At 66.1% G+C, this 18878-nt stretch carries 22 protein-coding genes; 14 read left to right on the forward strand and 8 right to left on the reverse strand.

Annotated elements, in window-relative coordinates; genetic code table 11:
- Positions 1–24 precede the first annotated feature (24 nt).
- Positions 25–615 carry a dihydrofolate reductase family protein gene (locus JQT59_RS04275; RefSeq protein ID WP_213574803.1) on the reverse strand — a complete coding sequence of 197 codons (591 nt, stop codon included), beginning with the start codon at positions 613–615 and terminating at the stop codon, positions 25–27.
- A 118-nt stretch (positions 616–733) separates the two neighbouring features.
- Positions 734–1042 carry a type VII secretion target gene (locus JQT59_RS04280; protein WP_213574805.1) on the reverse strand — a complete coding sequence of 103 codons (309 nt, stop codon included), beginning with the start codon at positions 1040–1042 and terminating at the stop codon, positions 734–736.
- 79 nt (positions 1043–1121) lie between these two features.
- Between JQT59_RS04280 and JQT59_RS04285 the strand changes: the two genes are divergently transcribed.
- From JQT59_RS04285 to JQT59_RS04315, 7 genes are all read left to right on the forward strand, one after another.
- On the forward strand, positions 1122–2774 hold the full coding sequence (locus JQT59_RS04285; protein ID WP_249354108.1) for an alpha/beta hydrolase: 1653 nt from the start codon (positions 1122–1124) through the stop codon (positions 2772–2774).
- A gap of 104 nt (positions 2775–2878) precedes the next feature.
- On the forward strand, positions 2879–3364 hold the full coding sequence (locus JQT59_RS04290) for an LppA family lipoprotein (protein WP_213574807.1): 486 nt from the start codon (positions 2879–2881) through the stop codon (positions 3362–3364).
- A 102-nt stretch (positions 3365–3466) separates the two neighbouring features.
- Entirely contained in the window at positions 3467–4234 is a 768-nt protein-coding gene (locus JQT59_RS04295; protein WP_213574809.1) for an SDR family NAD(P)-dependent oxidoreductase, read from the forward strand.
- 84 nt (positions 4235–4318) lie between these two features.
- Positions 4319–4948 (forward strand): class I SAM-dependent methyltransferase, encoded by a 630-nt coding sequence (locus tag JQT59_RS04300; protein WP_213574811.1) that lies wholly within the window; start codon positions 4319–4321, stop codon positions 4946–4948.
- Between the two features lie 54 nt (positions 4949–5002).
- Entirely contained in the window at positions 5003–5338 is a 336-nt protein-coding gene (locus JQT59_RS04305) for a hypothetical protein (protein ID WP_213574813.1), read from the forward strand.
- Positions 5335–7620: a TPR repeat domain-containing protein gene (locus tag JQT59_RS04310; RefSeq protein WP_213574815.1), complete on the forward strand. Its 2286-nt coding sequence runs from the start codon at positions 5335–5337 to the stop codon at positions 7618–7620. Before JQT59_RS04305 ends, JQT59_RS04310 begins: the two co-directional genes overlap by 4 nt.
- The gene (locus JQT59_RS04315; protein WP_213574817.1) at positions 7610–8413 is read left to right on the forward strand and encodes a hypothetical protein; all 804 of its coding nucleotides are present in this window, start codon (positions 7610–7612) and stop codon (positions 8411–8413) included. Before JQT59_RS04310 ends, JQT59_RS04315 begins: the two co-directional genes overlap by 11 nt.
- 41 nt (positions 8414–8454) lie before the next feature.
- Here the strand turns inward: JQT59_RS04315 and JQT59_RS04320 are convergent, their stop codons facing one another.
- Both JQT59_RS04320 and JQT59_RS04325 read right to left on the reverse strand, forming a co-directional pair.
- The gene (locus JQT59_RS04320; RefSeq protein ID WP_213574819.1) at positions 8455–9129 is read right to left on the reverse strand and encodes a YoaK family protein; all 675 of its coding nucleotides are present in this window, start codon (positions 9127–9129) and stop codon (positions 8455–8457) included.
- Positions 9130–9165: 36 nt separating this feature from the next.
- The gene (locus tag JQT59_RS04325) at positions 9166–10722 is read right to left on the reverse strand and encodes a TM0106 family RecB-like putative nuclease (protein WP_213574821.1); all 1557 of its coding nucleotides are present in this window, start codon (positions 10720–10722) and stop codon (positions 9166–9168) included.
- A 162-nt stretch (positions 10723–10884) separates the two neighbouring features.
- Between JQT59_RS04325 and JQT59_RS04330 the strand changes: the two genes are divergently transcribed.
- From JQT59_RS04330 to JQT59_RS04350, 5 genes are read left to right on the forward strand one after another with little or no spacing between them, the layout of a single operon-like run.
- Positions 10885–11538, forward strand: coding sequence for a DUF6474 family protein (locus JQT59_RS04330; protein ID WP_159918729.1), 654 nt, complete (start codon positions 10885–10887; stop codon positions 11536–11538).
- A 19-nt stretch (positions 11539–11557) separates the two neighbouring features.
- A complete protein-coding gene (locus JQT59_RS04335) occupies positions 11558–12076 on the forward strand; it encodes a hypothetical protein (protein WP_213574823.1) in 519 nt (172 codons plus the stop codon).
- 45 nt (positions 12077–12121) lie between these two features.
- Positions 12122–12787: a YcnI family copper-binding membrane protein gene (locus tag JQT59_RS04340; RefSeq protein ID WP_213574825.1), complete on the forward strand. Its 666-nt coding sequence runs from the start codon at positions 12122–12124 to the stop codon at positions 12785–12787.
- On the forward strand, positions 12784–13317 hold the full coding sequence (locus JQT59_RS04345; RefSeq protein ID WP_213574827.1) for a copper resistance CopC family protein: 534 nt from the start codon (positions 12784–12786) through the stop codon (positions 13315–13317). Before JQT59_RS04340 ends, JQT59_RS04345 begins: the two co-directional genes overlap by 4 nt.
- Before the next feature lie 5 nt (positions 13318–13322).
- A complete protein-coding gene (locus JQT59_RS04350; protein ID WP_213577422.1) occupies positions 13323–14261 on the forward strand; it encodes a CopD family protein in 939 nt (312 codons plus the stop codon).
- A gap of 31 nt (positions 14262–14292) precedes the next feature.
- Here JQT59_RS04350 and JQT59_RS04355 read toward each other — a convergent pair whose 3' ends face one another.
- Both JQT59_RS04355 and JQT59_RS04360 read right to left on the reverse strand, forming a co-directional pair.
- Positions 14293–15210, reverse strand: coding sequence for an NADP-dependent oxidoreductase (locus tag JQT59_RS04355; RefSeq protein WP_213577424.1), 918 nt, complete (start codon positions 15208–15210; stop codon positions 14293–14295).
- 112 nt (positions 15211–15322) lie between these two features.
- Positions 15323–15967, reverse strand: a complete 645-nt coding sequence (locus tag JQT59_RS04360; protein WP_213574829.1) for a UdgX family uracil-DNA binding protein — start codon at positions 15965–15967, stop codon at positions 15323–15325.
- 102 nt (positions 15968–16069) lie between these two features.
- On the opposite strand from JQT59_RS04360, the gene JQT59_RS04365 reads away from it, so the two are divergent.
- Entirely contained in the window at positions 16070–16435 is a 366-nt protein-coding gene (locus tag JQT59_RS04365; RefSeq protein WP_213574831.1) for a RidA family protein, read from the forward strand.
- A 138-nt stretch (positions 16436–16573) separates the two neighbouring features.
- Positions 16574–17101, forward strand: a complete 528-nt coding sequence (locus tag JQT59_RS04370) for a MarR family winged helix-turn-helix transcriptional regulator (protein ID WP_109325913.1) — start codon at positions 16574–16576, stop codon at positions 17099–17101.
- Positions 17102–17137: 36 nt separating this feature from the next.
- Here the strand turns inward: JQT59_RS04370 and JQT59_RS04375 are convergent, their stop codons facing one another.
- Positions 17138–17803 carry a TetR/AcrR family transcriptional regulator gene (locus JQT59_RS04375; RefSeq protein WP_249354113.1) on the reverse strand — a complete coding sequence of 222 codons (666 nt, stop codon included), beginning with the start codon at positions 17801–17803 and terminating at the stop codon, positions 17138–17140.
- 42 nt (positions 17804–17845) lie between these two features.
- Entirely contained in the window at positions 17846–18877 is a 1032-nt protein-coding gene (locus JQT59_RS04380) for a Rieske 2Fe-2S domain-containing protein (protein WP_213574833.1), read from the reverse strand.
- Position 18878 lies beyond the last annotated feature (1 nt).

An 18878-nucleotide genomic window follows, 5' to 3' on the forward strand; every position in this document is an offset into this window, starting at 1 on the left:
CGCACGCGAAGACAACCTACCCGGCTACTCCACAGGCCGGTAGGTGCACACGTGCACGCCCGTGTTGCTCGTGACCGAGGAGACCAGCTCGAGAGTCCGGAGCCCGCCGTTCTCGGGGAAGATCGACTTGCCGCCGCCGAGGATCACCGGCTCGATCATGAGACGCAGCTCGTCGAACAGGCCTTCACTCAGGAGGGTCCGCGCCAGTGTGGCGCTTCCCATCACCAGCAGCGAGCCGTCACCGCCCTCCCGCAGCTTCCGGATTTCTGCGACAGCCTCGTCACCGGGAATGCGGGTGGTGTTCTCCCAGGTCAGCTCGTCGTCGCCGAGTGTCGAGGACACCACATACTTCGAGATGGCGTTCATCTGGTCGGCGAACGGATCGCCTGCCCGCTCCGGCCACGCCGCGGCCATCGTCTGCCATGTGCGCCGCCCGAACAGCAACGCCTTCGCCCCGCTCAACGCGTCGGCGAAAGCGTTGCCCATCGCCTCCGGATCGAAGAACGGATGCGACCAGCCGCCGTGGGCGAAACCACCGTCGGTGTCCTCCTCCGGGCCGCCGGGCGCCTGCACGACACCGTCCAAACTGATGAAGTCCATGATCACAACGCGCACGGGACTCACTCCTCTTTTTCGTTACGGGGATGACGAAGGGATAGACCATCGAGCCGTTCGAAACTCATCGCGCCCACTGTATCCGCGAACAGTACGGTATCCGGGCTCTTCTCCGCACTCAGGAGAGGACGCGCGACACGGTGTCGGTAGTGGCCCTGTCCTGCCCGTCATAGCGAGCGGCTGCACCGGCGAGGTTGTCGGCGATTCTGGCGAGGTCGCCGAGAAGCGCCTCTCGCCGCGTATCGAGATAAGCGCAGAACTGCGGGAAAGCCGCCCGCGACGTGGCAGCCCACGCCGCAGATGACCGGGCGATCACCCCGTCGGTGGCCGCGAGCGCCGTATTCGCCTCCGTGAACATCCCCTCCATCTGCCCTGCTGCGAGACGCAGTTCCACGACATCGACGTTCACAGTTTGCCACTCCCCCACGACATCCCCCTTTACGAATCCGCTCGTGCTCCGCTACCTTACGTGCACAGTGGCACCCGGGGGGACCGTGGATCTGAAGATGATTCGTGAGTGGGACACCGTCGCGCTCGAACAGTTGGAACAGGCTCTGTCGGCACGCATCACCGCCATCGACGACGTGCGGCGGCGGATTACCGAACTCGGTGATCTGCGCGGTTGGGAGGGCGAAGCCTCGCAGGCAGCACGACGTGCTTTTCAGGTGGCAGTGCAGGACCTCGCCGACGAGAGTGCGGTGATCGGCGCGGTTCGGCGGGTCACGGCGGACACGTTCGACGCTGTTCTGCATGTCCAACTCGAGGTCGCCGCGCTGATGGCTACGGCCGACGACAATGCGTTCGTTGTGTCCGATGCCGGCGCGGTCACCGATGCGCCGAATTCTTCCGAACGGCGGCAGCACGAGTCCATAGTTCGGGCCGCCCGCAGAGCCGACCTCGAGGCGAATGCGCGGGCGCTGATACTCGAGGCCGAGGGCATCGACGTCGACGCAGCCCACGTGCTCACACACGCGATGAGCGGTGGCATCGGAGATCGGGGCGCCGGAGGCTTCAAAGCAGCCGATCAGCAGGGCAGACTGTCTGCCCCGGCGCCACCGCAGAACGCCTCCCCGCTGGAAAACCGGAAATATTGGGACGCAATGCCGGAGTCGCAACGCAGGGAAATACTCGAGCGCCATCCCGAGTGGGTCGGAAGCAGTGACGGCCTCCCCTCTGCGGCGCGGCATCAGGCGAACGTCAACCAGTTCGACGACGAACGGGTCCGGCTGACAGCAGAACGCGACCGGCTGCAGTCGATCGTCGACGACGCTCCGTTCGGGGGCGCATTCACCAATGATGATGCGGCGCTGTGGTACACCGAACAGAAGCTGAGCGATCTGCGCACACTCGAGCAGGTCGTCGCGAAGAATCCGGACGGCCGGCTGATGCTGCTCGACCTGAAATCTGGAGAGCGGGGCATGGCGGCCTTCGCGGTGGGTGACCCCGATACCGCCGAGCACATTTCGGTGACGACGCCCGGACTGAACACCACCATCGTCGACTCGTTCGAGGGAATGGTCGGCGAGGCACGTTCGTTGGGAGACACCAGCGTCGAGCAGTTGCGTCTTCAGGGCCGGCACGACGAGACGGTCGCGACGATCGCGTGGTTGGGATACGAGCCGCCGCAGACAATGGGACCGGGGACTTTCGACACGGTTCGAGGCATGCTGGATGTGACACAGAGCGACCGGGCCGCTGCCGGAGCGGTCAAGCTCGCCGCCTTCTATGAAGGAGTGAATGTCGCCTCTCGACAACCGGATCCGCACCTCACCGCACTCGGACATTCGTATGGTTCCTACACGACTGGCCTGGCACTCCAGGATCCCGGCCCCGGCCAGCCGGTCGATGACGCAGTGTTCTACGGTTCCCCTGGCGTCAACGCCGATGACGAGTCCGACCTCGGGCTGCGCGACGGGCACGGATACGTGATGGAAGCCGCCGACGACCGGTTCGTCACCGAGGTAGGCAAGACGCACAGGTTCGGCCCAGATCCGGGTACTGCAAGTTTCGAACACCTCTCGGTCGACGAGGGAATGAGCCCGGACGGAATTTTTCGCGACGGCGCTCTGGGGCACAGCGAGTATCCGCACCGGGGAACCATGTCGGAGTACAACATGTCGGCAATCGTGGCCGGGCTGCCGGAGAGGGTGGTTCGGTGATTGCCGACCGCCGTCGCCCGGCTCACCGGGCCGCCGCAATTGCCGTGGGAATTTTTTTGACGGCCGTCACGGGATCTGCTGCCGTCACAGGATGTGGGAGTGCAATGACAGACAACCCGTACAACGGCACTGCCGCCGACATTGCGGCCGCAGAGGGGCGGATGCGCCAGTGGCCTCCGCTCGAGGACACGGAAGCGACGGTCGCGAGCGTGGTGCACCAGATCGCTGACGCCGCCGCAACCATCGTGCCCACGCTTCGCTGGGTGTCGGCGGGCGAGCGGACTCAGGGAAGCTGCCCAGCGCCGTTTGCGAGTACCGCGGGGATGTCGGTCTTTCTTCCCGACATGTACTCGACGAGTCCCATCCCCGACGCCGAGTGGCCGGCGGTGCTCCAGGTGGCTCGAGACATCGCGTCGGTACATGGATTAGCGGACATCGAGGTACGGGCAGATCGACCGGGAGACCACAACGTGCGACTCCACAGCGGTGACGGCAACGAGATTCGTCTCGGCACAGCGCGAGCCGCACTGGTCAGCGGTCGAACAGGGTGCCGCTACCTGCGAGCGGATTCCGGGAAGTCCACGGAGTAGCCGGTCGGGCACACCTTGCCTCTGCTGCCATGAGCTGGCCGCGTTATGGTGCAGGTCACCAGGGTTGACCAACTCGGGTCGCCGGAGAGAAGGATTCGAACAGTGGAAATTCAGGGAACCGCCGCACTGGTCACGGGAGCAGCGTCGGGCCTCGGTGCCGCCACCGCCAAGCGCCTCGTCGACGCCGGAGCCACCGTGTTCGGATTGGACCTGCAGCAGTCCATCGAGCGGGCAGGCGACACCGTCCCGGACGGCGTGACCCTCCTCGCCACCGACGTCACCAGCGGCGACGAGGTCCAGGCCGCAGTCGAGAAGATCGTCGAATCGGGACTGCCGCTGCGCATCGTCGTCAACTGTGCCGGTGTCGGCTGGGCGGGCCGCATCCTGTCGAAGAAGGGCCCCCACGACCTCGAACTGTTCCGCACGGTCATCACCGTCAACCTGCTCGGCACGTTCAACGTCATGCGGCTGGCCGCCGACGCCATCTCCAAGACCGACACCGTCGACGAGTCCGGGCAGCGCGGCGTCATCATCAACACCGCATCCGTCGCCGCGTTCGAGGGCCAGATCGGCCAGATTGCGTACTCCGCGTCCAAGGGTGGTGTGCATGGCATGACCGTCCCCGCCGCCCGCGACCTCGCCCAGTTCGGCATCCGTGTCAACACCATCGCCCCCGGCATCATCGACACCCCGATGCTCGCCGGCGTCACCGACGAGTACCGCAAGGGACTCGAGGCCGGGGTCCCGTTCCCCTCACGCCTCGGCCAGCCCGCCGAATACGCGCAGCTCGCTCAGATGATTGTCGAACACGACTACCTCAACGGTGAGACCATTCGTATGGATGGTGCGCTGCGTATGGCCCCGCGGTAGGCGGCTCCGCCGCCCGTGCGCGGTTAACGAGTCTCTGGACTCTTCAACCGCGCACGGGGCGCGAAGCGCACGTGAGAGGACGGCATGGGTTTCTACACTGACCGGATCGTTCCGCGGCTCGTCGACATCAGCTGTGGATTGAAATTCACGGAACCGACGCGCCGACGGGTCTGCGCCGGACTGCACGGTCGCGTTGTGGAGATCGGCTTCGGCTCTGGCCTCAACGTCCCGTTCTATCCACCGGATCTCGATTCCGTGAGCGCCGTCGAACCAGCCGATCTCGGCTGGAAGCTGGCCGCGAAAAGGCTGAGCGGGTCCCCGGTAACTGTCGACCGCGCCGGTGTCGACGGTCAGTCGCTCCCGTTCCTGGACAACAGCTTCGACAGTGCATTATCCACCTGGACGATGTGCACCATTCCCGATATCGACGCCGCACTGCGTGAGGTACGCCGAGTACTGAGGCCGGGCGGAACCCTGCATTTCGTCGAGCACGGCCTCGCCCCCGACGCCGGGGTCCAGAAATGGCAGCACCGGCTGGAGCCCATCCAAAAGACCGTGGCCGGTGGTTGCCACCTCACCCGCGACATCCCCGCCCTGCTCAGCGACGCCGGTTTCGACATTCGGGAACTCGACGTCTTCTACGAGAAGTCCACTCCCAAGGTGGTCGGCGCCTACTCCCTCGGGTACGCGGCCGCACCGCCCGCTAGGCTCTAGCGCTGACGGTGGGGGGAGCCGGCCGAAGTGGCCGGCAGTCGAAGGGGGCCTTTTGTGGGGGCGTTGAAAGCTGATCTGGACCAGCTCGAAAAGCTGGGGGCAGTATTGCGCGGCCTGGCCGGGGAGGCGGGCAGTTTACGAGTCGGCCCCGCGGCAGGCCCTTTCATGTCGAGCCCGGGCGGCGTCATGAGTTCCGTCCTCGAGGCGTGCAGCATCTCGGGTGACCTCATCGAGGGGTCCCTCGTTCCCGCTCTCGAGGAGCGTCTCGGCGAAACCGGTGAAGTGATGATCAACGTCGCCCGGGAATACCGGGATCAGGACGAAGCGTCCGCCGACCGATTCGTCGCTGCGTACACAGACGCCACGGGTGACTGGAACGCAGAAGGATGACCGTCACCCGCACACAGCTCGAATCGTGGGATCCGTCGATGCTGACCGAGGTCGGTGACGCGTGGATTGCGCTCGGCGTCAAGGTCGAGGACCTGTTCGGCCGCTACGTCGACGGCGTCACGAAGGTGAACGACGCATACTGGGAGGGCAAAACCGCGGAGGCCGCCCAGGGTCGGGCGAATGCCGACAAGAAAACCGCCCTCGCCCTCGTCGATCACCTCGAGGCGCTCGCCAACCGGGCGAAGCAGGGTTTCCACGAAGTGGATGCGCCATTGCAACGCGCCCGTATGGCGATCGTCGGCGCGGAAGCGGCCCAGTTCCACGTATCCGAGGACTTGGTCGTGACGGATCCGATCAATTCCGAGGCGGACACCGACCGAGCGAACGACATGGCCGCCTGGCAACGCGACCTCTCCGACGCAGCGACAGCGACAGTGAATGCCGACAGAACTGTCCGGGACGCCCTGAACACGGCACGTGACGGCCTGCGGGCGGCCTTCACGTCTGCCGCCGCACTCGGTGCAGATCAGGGCCGCACCGATGCGGCCGACCTCGTGTCCGACCCTGGCGGGTTGACCCCGGAGCAGGTCCGGAGGCTGGGCGAGGCGGGTGCCCTGACGCCCGCACAGCTCGATGCAGTGAACAGCGGAAATGCCGCTACCATCCCCGCGTCCCAGATGGAGTACCTGAACCAGGTGAGCCGGTCGCTCGACGGGAAGAGTCCGCAAGAGATCCAGCACATCATGGAGAAGCTGCCGCCCGACGCCCAACGCTCTCTCGCAAACTCGCTCCAGCTCATCTCGAACGAGAAAGTCACGGCCACCGTCACCGGCGACTCCGAGGTGCCGACCAAGGGCGGAGGAGCCCTGCTGCCGGACAAGATGCGGGAATCGCTCACCCGGGACGACCTAGTCATCCGAGACTTCAAGATGGTGGGCTCCTCGGGCGCCTCCAGCGTCGAACTCAACGGTGTCGCGGACAATCAGGCCATTGCGAAGATCGTCGAGGCCGGTGATCCGCAGTACCAGGTCGGCAGCGGCCTCGATCAGCACCTACTCGACGTAGGTCGCCAGTACCTCGACGCCCAGGTCGCGCACGAACAGGACCCCAATCACAAGTTCGAGTACTTCACCGTCGACGGCCGCGGCACCGAGAACACGGCCATCACCGAAGGTATCTTCGCCGCCGTCGCGGACGACAAGATCGCCGTCGAGAATGCGGTCACTCATCCCGACACCGGCCAAGGACTGGTACGCGATGTGCTGGTCCACAATTGGTCCGACAACGGGCAGGCAGCCTCGACGCTCTTCGAGTTCGGGGCTAGTGATGCAACCGTCGAAGACACGAACAACCCGGCGAACGTCGCCACCGCCACCCGCACCGGGAGCATCATGTCGGCCGTCGCGGAAAACATGAGCACCGACTGGGACACGCTGAGGAACATTCCCGGTACCGAAGGCCAATCCGTCGGGCAGGTCAACCCGGACCTACTTCGGACCGTGTCCCACAGCATGAGCCCGTATGTCGGAGACCTCGCCGGTGCCGGGAGGCCCGAGACGCCCGGATTCGATATCGGCACCTGGGCAGATCCCGCCGACAACAACCACTTCGGCGGCTCGTCGAACGTTTTCGCGGTCCTCAACACCGACCCGGAGGCAGGAACACATTTCACCCAGTCGTCGATGCAGGAAATCCTCGCCGCAGAGGGTCGGTACGCGCACGACCCCTCGGCGCCCCTCTCCGGTGGCGACCTCTCCACAGCGGGTCGAATCCACGGCCTCATGGACAGAGGACTACTCCTCTCGACCGAGGACAGCTACAGCGACAAAGCCGAACAGGCGCAAGCCATCTACGACCGCAAAGCAGCGGCGTACGGCGCCCTGACGAGCCTCGGAGGCCTCGGAATAGACAGACTCCCAGGCGGTGAATACATCAACACCATGATCGACGCGGGCGGCGACCCTCTGAAGGACGCCATCATCGGCAAGGCACCGGGTCCGGCACCGTCAGTCGCCCTCGAAGCACCCGACTTCTACCGCGATTACTACAACATTCTCCAAGTCGCACCCGTCCTTCCCGAATCGTTCCCCCGGAAGTTTCCGTGGGCGTTCGACGGGTCCGGCAATCTCCTTTCCTGGGATGACGTGCAGTCGAATCCCGATATGGCTCCGAAAATGAAAGATGGTTACCAGACCATGTTCAACCAGCTAGGAGACCCTGCCGACGGCAACGGCGAGCGCGTCCGAAACGGCTACGACGATGTGGTCCGCAATGACGGTTGACCGGGGCGCGCTGATCGTGTGCAGCGCGGTGGCGACACTGATTTTCGCATCAGGATGCGGGACCGAGCCTCATATTGAACCGGCACCTACACTAGGCGCGCAAGACCGAGAAGTATTGTATTCCCACGTTTGGTCAGCGGATCCGGGAGTTGATCTGTTCAGCCGGGGTGCCGAATTGGTACGAGCCACCTACGAGGCCGGCGAATACACGGCCTTCGTGGGTCTCGAGAACTCGTATCCGGGATTCGGTAGAGCGGTGCGCGGCGAGGCCCACCACGGCGATCCCGACATCGAATATTTCATGACCTCGCTAAAGGTACAGACCGAAACGCAGGCTCCAGGAACGATCTTCGGGCACATCACTGCCTATCAGTCCACCGAGACTTCGGTTGCGGCAACGGTCTGCCATTACTACCTTTTTCCGGAAAACGATACGACGAATATTTCGCTCAATCCGCTCAGCATGGCGTTCAGTTTCGAACTCGAGCGAGCCGGGGTGGACGCCGGGCCGGCTGGCATCCCGGATACCGACCCCGCCAGGAAGAACCCGCGCGCACACCGAGTACCGACATGGAACGTGTTCGGCGATTGGAAGATCACCAGACTTCACTACCTGCGCGAGTTGAACGGGGACGTCATCCCCCGGGGCTGCACCGATTGGTGGCGGCAGCAGTTTCCGGCCTTCACTGAGAACCCTTCGGGCACTCTGGCCGCTCCACCCGGATTCGAACCCCCCACCATGCCGGTGGCCGTGCAGTATCCGGAGTGGATCGGACCCGCGACGCCTGAGTAGGTGACGTCACCGCCCGCGAGTGCAGGTACTTCGACATCCGCTCAGAGTCGGCGGCGTCGCCGGTCGTCGATGTAGAACAGCACGAGTGCTCCGCACAGAAGGGCGGCCGGGATCCACGCGGCCGACCCACCGAAGTAGCGGGTGGCGAATGCCCCGAGGACGGCTCCACCGGCGAAGCTGCCGACGATGGCGGCGTACACCCGCGTGTGCTGGCGCGATTCGGGGACCTTCTCGATGTATCCGGCGTACGCCGACTCGGTGAAGCGCATGAGGTTTCCCGTGGTGGCGACAGCGATGTACGAGAGTGAGCCGATGGTGCGGAACAGACCGAACTGCATGGCCGCCACGAAAGAGATTGGTACGGTCACCGCCGCGTTGGGGACGTTCGCGGGAACGAACGCGACCGCGACGAGGACGACGATCTGCGCGACCATGGCGATCCGGATGGGGTGATCGAAGACGCTGTGGGCGAGTTCGCCTTTGAGTAGGTGTGCGAATGCGACACCGACGATGAAGGCGAGGATCGGCCACAGGTGTGCCCGTGCGGCGTGGAAGTGCCGCTCCGACAGGTCGATGGCCATGAGGATGACATTGCCGGTCTGGGCGTTCGCGAAAACTCCGCCGCGGCTGATGTAGGTGTAGGCGTCGAGGAAGCCGCCGGCGGCGGTGAGCAGCAGAGCGAACCGCAGCGTCGTGGATGTCTTCGGCACTTCCACCTGACCACCCCTACCGAATTGGACCCGTACTGCAGCCTAGAGGTCCGACGCCAGCGGGATCTCCGACTCCGCCCGATCCGACATCCACTCCCGCAGCACTTTCGTGGCGATCACATCGTCTTCGTTGTATTGCAGGAGCCGCTCGCGCTGGGTGAGGTCGGGTTCACCGTCGTAGCCGACGGCTTCGCGGTACCAACTCATCGAGGCCTCACCGCCGGCGTCGGCGTCACGCCACCTGAAACCTGCGACGGGAGCGATCTTCTTCAGTCCCTTGCCCCCCGGGCAGATGAATTGATCGCTGACCGCTTGATAGATGTCGACCCATTGCGGGCTGTCGATGAACTCGCGGATCTCGGCCTCGGTGGGGATGCCCGGGACTCCGGCGAATCGGCGGGCCGAATCGAGCAACCACTTGTCCTCGGCCGCACGTGAATAACAGTAGGCGGCAAACGTCTTGCCGCTCAGGGCTGCAGCCTCCCGTTCGGCCATCAGCCACGTCCAGAACTCGGCGAATGACCGCGCCTCGTCCTGTGTCGGCACGGGGTCCCAGCTGACGAATGGTCGATATACCGACACCCCGTCCATATTGAGCAACGTTCCCCACAGGTAGGCACCGTGTTCCTGGTAGCTCTCCATGTCGACGTCGATCTCGATGTCGGCGCGGGTTACCCGGATCTGCGGAAAGCGCCGGACCAGTGGCGCACCCGCCAGCCATGCTTTTGCGGTCACCACAGCGTCCTCGAACGCACCGTGCGGCCAGTCCTCGAGAGGTTCGCGGTCCCAGGCGGCAAGGTCGTCGATGGTGTGACAACCGGCCTCGCGCAGCATGTCGGCCCGCGACCCGGTGGCCACCAGGCTCACGTCGTGCGTCAGCGTCAACTGTTCTTCGCAACCGGGCCACCAGGGGCACGACCGACATTCGCCGATCCGGGACGGCACCGTCGCCGATTCCCCCCGCGCCACGGACAGTCGGTCGGCGAAACGCTCGTCGTAGTCGGCGAGGATGGTGCTGAGATCGTGCACGAAGATCACGTCGGAGCCGTATCCGATCGCCCCGGCCAGGCGGGCCGGACTGGCCAACCCGTGCCGCTCGAGCATCCGGTACACCTGTGCCACACGCATCTGGTCGCGGACCTGGCTGCGGGGCTTCCTGCTCGGATCCTCGCGTGGCTCCCACTCGAACATGCCGGACGTCGTCGCGCCTCGACCGGGATCGGTGACCTTGTGGTTGACGACGATCACGGGGATGTACCCGCCGCGGTCCGAGTCGCGGATGAGGATCTCGCAACGGGCCTTGCGGCCGGTGTCCCGTTCGAGCGGCAGCACGGCGCCCCAGATCCGGTCCGCGCCTGCCCTGCACGCGGCCACCGTGTCTTCGGCACGAGTGCGCATGCTGCGTTCGGCGTCGATCACTACCCACCGCTCGGGATCGTGTTCGACGAGAAGCCGACGAATGTCTTCGCGGCGGGCGGCGGCCGCTTCCTGCCGCTGACGGACGCCGATGTCCTCCGGCGCAGCGGCCAGGGCGGCGGGGAAGGCTGCGTCGAGATGCACACGGTGACGACACCGCGTCAGTGCGCTGGCATCGATCACCGGCCCGGGCACCTGTCCGGGAGAGGCGCCGGGTTCTGTTTGCTGACCGATATGGGAACACACGATGACGAAGATTATGTGCTCCCCTAGGCTGATCCCGAAGCACCGGATGCAGTTGGTAGCGTGGGCTGCGCAGAAACACCAGGAAAAGGGGTCTTTTCGATGGGGTTGTTGAAGAAACGTAAGTCCCGAGCCACCCGTAAGGCAGAAGCGAAGGCACTCAAGCACAAGGCGGGAGTGGAAGCGAAGCTGAAGGCACGCAACGAACGCAGGCGGGACAAGGCCGCGTTCAAGTCCGCGCGCAAGCTCGAAGCTGCCGAACTGAAATCACAGAAGAAGATCGAGAAGGCTCAGATCGCTACCCTCAAAGCTCAGGAGAAGGCGGCCGCCCAGAAGGGCTTCACCGTAGCCTCCGTTCGCAAGTATCTCGGTGTCGCGCGGCTCCTCACGCCCGTGCTGCTTCCCATCGTCTACCGCGCCGCAACCGTCGTGCGCGGCCAGATCGACGCCAGGCGCGCCGATCGCATGGGCGTCGGCATCGACCAGCTCGCCAACTTCACCGGTCACGGTGCCAAGCTCAGCGCCCGCATCGCCGGTGCCGAAAGCTCCACCACCGAGATTCTCGGTCAGAAGCCTGACGACGCCGAGACGCAGAAGTTCGCCGGCGCAATCCGCGAGCGCCTCGGTGATCTGAATACCGCCGTCCGCGCGGCGGAACAAATGCCCCAGGCGCGCCGGAAGGCCGCTCACCAGGCCATCTCGTCCGAACTCGACGGTGTCGAAGCGGATCTCCTCGCCCGCCTCGGCGTGCGCTGACCGACTTCGACGCACTTTCATGTCCCCCGCCCGCTCCGACGCGACCGCCACCCTCAGAGGCGCGGCCGTCGGTGCGCTCTCGGCCGGTCTCGCGGTCGCGGCGCACGGCGCGGGTGGGGGCGGATTTCCCGCATCGGCAGCACTGACGTTGCTGCTCCTCGCCTGTAGCGGCGTGGGCGCGATCACCGCGAACCTGCCGCCACGTTTCCACAGCAACTCGGCCCTTCTCGGCGCGCTCGGTTTCGGACAGGTCGCCGGCCACCTCACGCTCGCAGCTACAGCACACGTGCACGCAGTTCTCCCCGCTGCTCCGATGCTGCTGGCGCACGCAGCCGCCACCGTCGTCTGCGCGTTGCTCATTGCCAGCGCCGAACAGCTCTACCGTTCGCTGGTCCACGTATGGCGGGTGGTGTTACGCGGGGAACCTCGACCCGTCGCGGTCGCTGCTGCCCTCCCTCACCCCGTCCCCCGCAGAAACCCCGTCGACGCACTGCTCCGAGCGAGCATCTCCCGTCGCGGTCCCCCTGTTCTGGTCTGAACCTTCATCTCACTTCGCCTTCAGACCAGTAAGGACCTTTCTTCGATGAACTCCCTAGTTTCGCGTGCCCTTTTCACCGCCGGCGCCGCCGGTGTTGCCATGCTGCTCACGGCCGGTGTTGCCGCCGCACACGTGACGGTCGCGGCTCCGGGCGCCGAACAGGGCGGCTACTCCGTCCTGACGTTCCGGGTGCCCACCGAATCCGAAACGGCGTCCACCACCGCGCTCACCGTGACACTTCCCGGCCTCAAATCCGCTCGCACCGAACCGCTGCCGGGCTGGACGGCCGTCGTCGCCAAGGACCCGGGATCCAAGCTCGCGACCTCGGTGACGTGGACGGCCGATCCCGGTGTCGGGGTGGCACCCGGCCAATTCCAGCAATTCGTGCTGTCGGCCGGACCTCTGCCCGAACAGGACGAGGTGTCGTTCCCGGCAGCACAGACCTACAGCGACGGCAACGTCGTCAACTGGGATCAGCCCGCCGGCCCGGACGGTGCCGAACCGGACAAGCCGGCACCCACGCTCACCCTCGCGGCGTCCAGCGGGGAAGACGGCAGCCACGACGCCGTGTCCTCGTCGGCCGATGACCACGAGGTGGCGGCCGCGGGAACCGACGACACCGCCCGTTGGTTGGGTGGCGTCGGACTCGTCCTCGGCGCGCTGGGTGCGGCCCTCGGTCTCGGCGCACTGGTTCGAAGTCGTCGCTCATGATGGCGCGCGCAACGCTCACCTCGGCCAAGGTGATCGCCGTCGGACTGCTGGCGATGCTGGCGAGCATGCTCGGTGTCGGCTCCGCCGCCGCCCACTCGGTGGTGCTCAGTTCCAACCCGGAGAACGGTGCGCAGATCGCGGCAGCGCCCGAACGGGTGAGTGTCACGTTCAACGAGGCGCTCCAGGAGTCGTTCGCGTCGCTCACCGTGGTGGGCCCCGACGGCAACCTGTGGACCAAGGGCGACCCCTCGGTCGAAGGGGCCACCGTGAGCGCGGAGCTCGGTGAACTGGGCCAGGCCGGTGACTACACCATCGCCTTCCGCGTCACCTCTGCCGACGGACATCCGGTGAGCGGAACCCGAACGTTCACGCTCACCCAGGCGGGGTCGGGCACACCGGGCGCCCCCGCCGACAGCTCAGGTGATTCAGGCTCCGGAGGCATCCCGTTGTGGCCGTTCGTCGGCGCGGGTGTGCTCGTGTTCGGTGCCGGGCTGTGGTTCGCGCTCCGCACACCGCGCGAGCGGAACTGAGCACGGTGGGCACGGCGCGGCAGTGGTGGCTGCTGTTCGCCGTGCCCACCTCGCTCGTGGGTGTTGCCGGTGGGTGGGCGCTGGCTCGACCGGAAGACCCCAGCCCATCGAGCGCTGTGCGGGCTCTGTGCGTGATCCTGGGGTCGGTGGTCCTGGGACTGGCCGCACTCGGGTGGTGGGGCCGGACGGACACCCGTCCCCTCGTGCAGGACGCCAACCTGTGGCGACTGTTGACGGCCGTGGCCGGATCGTGGATGGCCGCCGAGGCGGTCGTGTTCGCCATGACGGCAGCGGAAGCCGACGCCCTCCCCCTGTCCGGATTGACGGTCGGCCGGTTCGGTGCCTACGTCACCGACATCAGTGCCGGACGTATCGACCTCGCCGTCTTCGCGTGCACGGCCGCGGTCACCGCATGGTCGCTGTTCGCGTTCCGGCATCCCGGGGCTCGTCTTCCCGTTGCGGTCGCTGTCTTGACGGCCTTCGCCATCGTCGCGCGCCCGGTCACCGGGCACATGTCGCAGCAGGTCCTCGGTTCGGTACTCGACGCCCTTCACGCCCTGGCAGCCGCCACCTGGTTCGGTCTGCTGACCGCCTTGGCACTGACGCTCCGTTCACGGGGGGACTGGTCGAGGTGGCTGCCCCGGTACTCGGACGTCGCGGTGTGGTGCGTGTGTCTGCTCACCCTGACCGGTGTCGTGGACGCTGCTGTCCGATTGGGCGGGGTGTCGGCCCTGACCGACACCGGCTACGGCCGCATCGTGGTCGCCAAGGCCGTGGTGCTCGCGGCACTGCTCGCACTGGGGTGGTGGTGGCGTCGCACCTGGGTCGGCCGAGCCGCCGCGCACCGGATGAGCGCAGACGACTCCTTGCGGCGCGCCACAGTCGAGGTGGTGGCGATGGCGGTGGCCTTCGGTCTCGCCGCCGCCCTCGCCACCACTGCCTGACCCCCTGTGAGTACTTATCAACAACCCGTTGTTAATAAGTGCTCACAGGGGTCAGAACGAGCTTCCCCCGGCTGCCGCCCTTTTCACTCTCACGATGGGCGTCCGCAGCGCCGGCGAGGGCAAAGGTGCGGGCGGGTGGCAGTGCCAGTGCGCCGGCCGCGGCCGCACTACCGAGGCGTCGCAGGATTTCGGCACTCCAGTCGTCGGAGGTGCCGGAGGAGAAGGTGATACCGAGCTCGAAGGCCGCCCCGTCGGACAACGTCACGATCCGCTCGGTACCGCCGCGCAGCTCGACTGCGGCCGGCAGCCCCCCGACTCCGGCATCGAGGACGGCGTCGACACCCTGCGGTGCGAGTTCACGCACCCGCTGGGCCAAGCCGTCACCGTACGTCGTCGGGACGACGTCCAGTGCGCGGAGTGCGTCATGGTGGCGTTCGCTGGCGGTGCCGATCACCGTGACTCCTCGTTGCCGCGCCAATTGCACGGCCAGGGTTCCGACTGTTCCCGACGCTCCGTTCACCAGGAGTGTCTCGCCCTCACGCAGGTCGAGCAGTCGAAGTCCGCGATCGGCGGCTTCCCCGGCCACCGGGATCGTGACGGCGTCCGTCCAGCTCAATTCGCGCGGTTTGGGGACGATGACGGTGGCGAGCACGTAGTCGGCGTAACCGCCGGTGTCGGACCAGCCGAACATTTCGTCCCCGACCACAGCTCCGGTCGCAGACGGACCGACGGCATCGACGACGCCGGCCACCTCACTGCCCGGAACTTTCGGGAACTGCACCGACATCACCTCGGCCATCGAACCCGACCGGACCTTCCAGTCGATCGGGTTCACCCCGGCGGCGCGGACAGCGAGGCGCACCTGGTTCCCCGTGGGTTCCGGAACGGGAACGTCGACCACTTCGAGTACGTCGGGACCACCGTAAGAGGAGTAGGAGACGGCCTTCATGGTCTGCTTCGGATTCGTCATAACCACCATGTTGTCTCGCAGGGCGGTCGCTCGCCTACCCCTGTGAGTATTTATCGACAACGGGTTGTTAATAAGTACTCACGGCAGGGCCTCACAGGGCAAGGGCGGCCTTCTTCAAATCCTCGACGAGTCCGGAGAACGCCTCGTCTCGATCCGGTCCGCGCAGCACGGCGGACGGGTGGATGGTCACGAAGACGTCGGGATCGCCGGCGACGTCCACCTCACCGTCGAGATGCAGCCGCTCCCCGCGATGCTCGGTGAGCCGGAACGACGGTCCGAGCAGCGCCTGGGCGGCGGTGGCGCCGAGGCACACCAGGACATCGGGTTGTACCGCGTGCAGCTCGGCGACGAGCCACGGCCTGCACGCCACGATTTCGGTGCGGTTCGGTTTCTTGTGGATGCGGCGCTGACCGCGTTCGGCGGGTACGTACTTGAAGTGCTTGACCGCGTTGGTGACGTAGGTGAGATCCCGGTCGATGCCCGCCGCTTCGAGGGCCTTGTTCAGCAGCTTGCCCGCGGGCCCGACGAACGGTTGCCCCGCGCGGTCCTCCTGATCCCCCGGTTGTTCGCCGATGAGCATCATCCGGGCGGAGCGCTTGCCGGCGCCGAAGACGGTCTGCTCGGCGTCGCGGTAGAGATCGCAGCCGCGGCATCCGCCGGCGGCGTCCGACAACGCGTCGAGGTCGACGGTGTCGGGCACGAACGGCGCTGCCGACTGCTTCGTGGCTCGTGGCATGCGGGTCGAGTACCCGCGGGAGGGGTATTCATTCGCCGGACCTGCCAATTAGTTTAGCGCTAAGATATACTCAATCGACGCCTACTTCGAAAGCGAGTCCCCATGTCCATGACTGAAGTCTCCGCCCATCACCCCTACAGCCCGGCCGTGGTCGCGGGAGGGTTGGCCTTCGTTTCTGGTGCCCTGTCCGTCGACGCCGAGGGCGTTGCCGTACCCGGGCGCACCGAAGCTCTCGACGCCGCCGTGGACAGGATGGTCGATCGCCTCGCCACCGTGGGTGGACAGCTTCAGGACGTCGTGAAGCTGACCTACTACGTCACCGACCTGACCCTGCGTGAAGAGGCCAACCGGCAGTTCGAGCGCATCTTCGACGAACCGCGCCCGGCCCGCACCTTCCTCGAGGTGAGCAGCCTCCCGTACGGCGCGATCGCCGAGATCGATGCCGTCGCCGCAGTCGGTAGCCGCTGAGCGACTCCCCCGACCAGACGCCTGCGGGTCCCCGTCCTCGACACACCGGACGGGGACCCGCGGCGCGTCCCCTCCTCCCGACAATCCGATACCTTGGGACTCAACAGTTCAGGACCACAAAGTTCAGGAGGCGCCCCGGTGACGCAACGCCCGGTTCCCGACCGTGACGCCGTCGACGACATCGTCGATCAGTGGGCACACCAGTGGCCTGAACTGGATGTGAGTCCACTGAAAGTTCTCGGCCGCTTGCACCGTTCGTACCTGCGTTACCAGGCTTCGCTGGCTGTCGTGTTCGAAGAGCACGGCATCAACATGGCGTCGTTCGATGTGCTCGCCGCGCTGCGGCGTTCGGGTCCGCCCTACCGGATGACATCCGGGCAGTTGGCGGAGTCCGCGCTCGTGACCACCGGGGGCGTGACCCTCCGTGTCGACCGACTGGAGAAGGCGGGTCTCGTCGAGCGTGAGCGGGACGCGGAAGACCGCCGGATCGTGTACGCACAGCTCACCGACGAGGGCCTTAGGGTGATCGAGAAGGTGGCGGAGGCACACTTCGCGAACGAGGCGCGAATTCTCAGTGGTATGTCCGCGAAGGATCAGGCGTCCCTCGCGGAACTGCTCCGCAAACTCGAACATTCGATCGTCGACAACCAGACGCCCCTCACCTAGGGAGACAACCAGACGCCCCTCACCTCGGGACCTGGTTCAGCAGGCCGGCCTCTCGACGAGTCCGGTGTCGCAGTCGAAGCCGATGAAGCGTTCGGCTGCGGCCGTCATCTCGACGATGAACCGACGTTGCTCGTCCGGGGAGGCGCCGATCAGGTGGGCGGCTCCCCGCCACTGCGCATCCGACAGTTTGCGGGCGAGCTGGGCGGCCTCGGCGCAGGGCCGTGCGATCCCGGCCTCGTCCAGCCCTTCGATGAAGCGGGTGTACCGGGCCAGGATCCGGGTGTGCGCCTGCAACAGCTGCTCACCGACCACAGGGTCGACGGCCGCCCGCGCTTCGATAAGGGTGAAGAGCCGGCCGACGCTGTAGACGGTGTCGATGAATGCGGCAGTTGCCGCGCCCAGCACGGTACGAGGGTCCGCGTCCGGCGGTACCGCGGTGCGCTGCGCTTCGAGGAACTTCTCGAACACGGCGGCGGAAACCGCATGAAATGCGTCCTTCGTGGACCGGAAGTGCCGACGGAAGTCTGTCACCGACCTGCCGGCGTTCTCCGCGATGACCGCCTCCGTGGTCTTGTCGTATCCGAGCTCCGCGAAGCAACGACCCGCCGCCTCGATCAACGCACACCGATCCGCAACGCCGTCGTTTTCGTGCACCGCTCGCGCCTCCTCGTACCGGCCGGCTCCCGACGTGTCGGCCGTCACACATTCTTGGTTGACACTTCATTCAAGTCAACCCGCGCGACCTTACGCTCCAGCGAGCGCCTCCGCCTGCGCTGCGGCCTGGCTCCGGTAGAGACGGCGCAGGCGGATGACCCCGAGGTCGTGCTGGTAGAGGTTCTCGGCCTGGTCGGCGTCGGCGGCCATCGCCTCGAGCATGACACGGTCCTGTTCGAGAACCGCCCAGTGCCGCTCCTCGAGTTTCGTGCGGTAGAGGAAGCGCCAGACGTCGCGCTCCCAGCCCTCCACCCGGCGGTACCGCCAGAAGAAGACGACGGTGGTCTCGGCGTCGATGGGTGTTCCCATCCCGACGATGCCGAACGATCCGCCGGGGCCTGCGGTGGGCGGGTACGGGATTTCCAGGTCGACCCAGTCGACTCCGGTCCGGCAGAATTCCACCCAGTCGAAGTTCACGCCGCGCTGGTCGGTCTTCTCGAAGAAGAACCCGCGATCGGTTTCCCGGATGCGGAACTTGGCGGACGTTTCCCCGCCGAACATCGAATGCGACTCGCGGTGCAGGAACGCGCCGTGCATCGGATCGAGGAGGTTCTCGAGGGTGAAGCGCCAGGGCGCCTTCCATTCGGCGTAGCAGAGGAAACGGGAAATACCGTCGTCCACGAGGCGTTCGGGGAGTTCGAGGGGACCCGGTTCGGCGTCCGGATCGGTGCCGAACCATGCCAGGACGGCGCCGGCCACCTCACGGACCGGGAGGCTGGTGACGAGCCGCTTGCCCTCGAGATTGCACCCGGGCATTCCCGGCACGGACACGACGGTTCCGCCGCCGTCGACCTGGACCCCGTGATATTTGCAGGCAACCCGGTCACCGAGGTGCTGTCCCTGCGACAGCGGTGCTCCGCGGTGCGGGCACCTGTCGGCGAGCATGCGGAGGCTTCCGTCGGACTGACGAAACAGAAGCCAGTCCTCGCCGAGGCGTCGCACCTTCTTCATGTCGCCACGCGCGACGAAGTCCGAGGGACAGACCGCGTGCCATTGGTTCCGCATGCCGGTGGCGAAGATTTCGTCGCCGGTCAGTGCCGTCTTGTTCAGTCGATTCACCATG

Source organism: Rhodococcus sp. USK13 (assembly GCF_018343855.1).
GTDB classification, from domain to species: Bacteria; Actinomycetota; Actinomycetes; order Mycobacteriales; family Mycobacteriaceae; genus Rhodococcus_F; species Rhodococcus_F oxybenzonivorans.

Excerpts from the sequence above, each read along its gene's own strand:
- JQT59_RS04310 (WP_213574815.1), top strand. The coding sequence starts at position 5,335 with ATGACCGTCACCCGCACACAGCTCGAATCGTGGGATCCGTCGATGCTG.
- JQT59_RS04285 (WP_249354108.1), top strand. The coding sequence starts at position 1,122 with ATGATTCGTGAGTGGGACACCGTCGCGCTCGAACAGTTGGAACAGGCT.
- JQT59_RS04355 (WP_213577424.1), bottom strand. The coding sequence starts at position 15,210 with ATGAAGGCCGTCTCCTACTCCTCTTACGGTGGTCCCGACGTACTCGAA.
- JQT59_RS04365 (WP_213574831.1), top strand. The coding sequence starts at position 16,070 with ATGTCCATGACTGAAGTCTCCGCCCATCACCCCTACAGCCCGGCCGTG.
- JQT59_RS04380 (WP_213574833.1), bottom strand. The coding sequence starts at position 18,877 with ATGGTGAATCGACTGAACAAGACGGCACTGACCGGCGACGAAATCTTC.
- JQT59_RS04290 (WP_213574807.1), top strand. The coding sequence starts at position 2,879 with ATGACAGACAACCCGTACAACGGCACTGCCGCCGACATTGCGGCCGCA.
- JQT59_RS04330 (WP_159918729.1), top strand. The coding sequence starts at position 10,885 with ATGGGGTTGTTGAAGAAACGTAAGTCCCGAGCCACCCGTAAGGCAGAA.
- JQT59_RS04345 (WP_213574827.1), top strand. The coding sequence starts at position 12,784 with ATGATGGCGCGCGCAACGCTCACCTCGGCCAAGGTGATCGCCGTCGGA.
- JQT59_RS04315 (WP_213574817.1), top strand. The coding sequence starts at position 7,610 with ATGACGGTTGACCGGGGCGCGCTGATCGTGTGCAGCGCGGTGGCGACA.
- JQT59_RS04360 (WP_213574829.1), bottom strand. The coding sequence starts at position 15,967 with ATGCCACGAGCCACGAAGCAGTCGGCAGCGCCGTTCGTGCCCGACACC.
- JQT59_RS04300 (WP_213574811.1), top strand. The coding sequence starts at position 4,319 with ATGGGTTTCTACACTGACCGGATCGTTCCGCGGCTCGTCGACATCAGC.
- JQT59_RS04335 (WP_213574823.1), top strand. The coding sequence starts at position 11,558 with ATGTCCCCCGCCCGCTCCGACGCGACCGCCACCCTCAGAGGCGCGGCC.
- JQT59_RS04340 (WP_213574825.1), top strand. The coding sequence starts at position 12,122 with ATGAACTCCCTAGTTTCGCGTGCCCTTTTCACCGCCGGCGCCGCCGGT.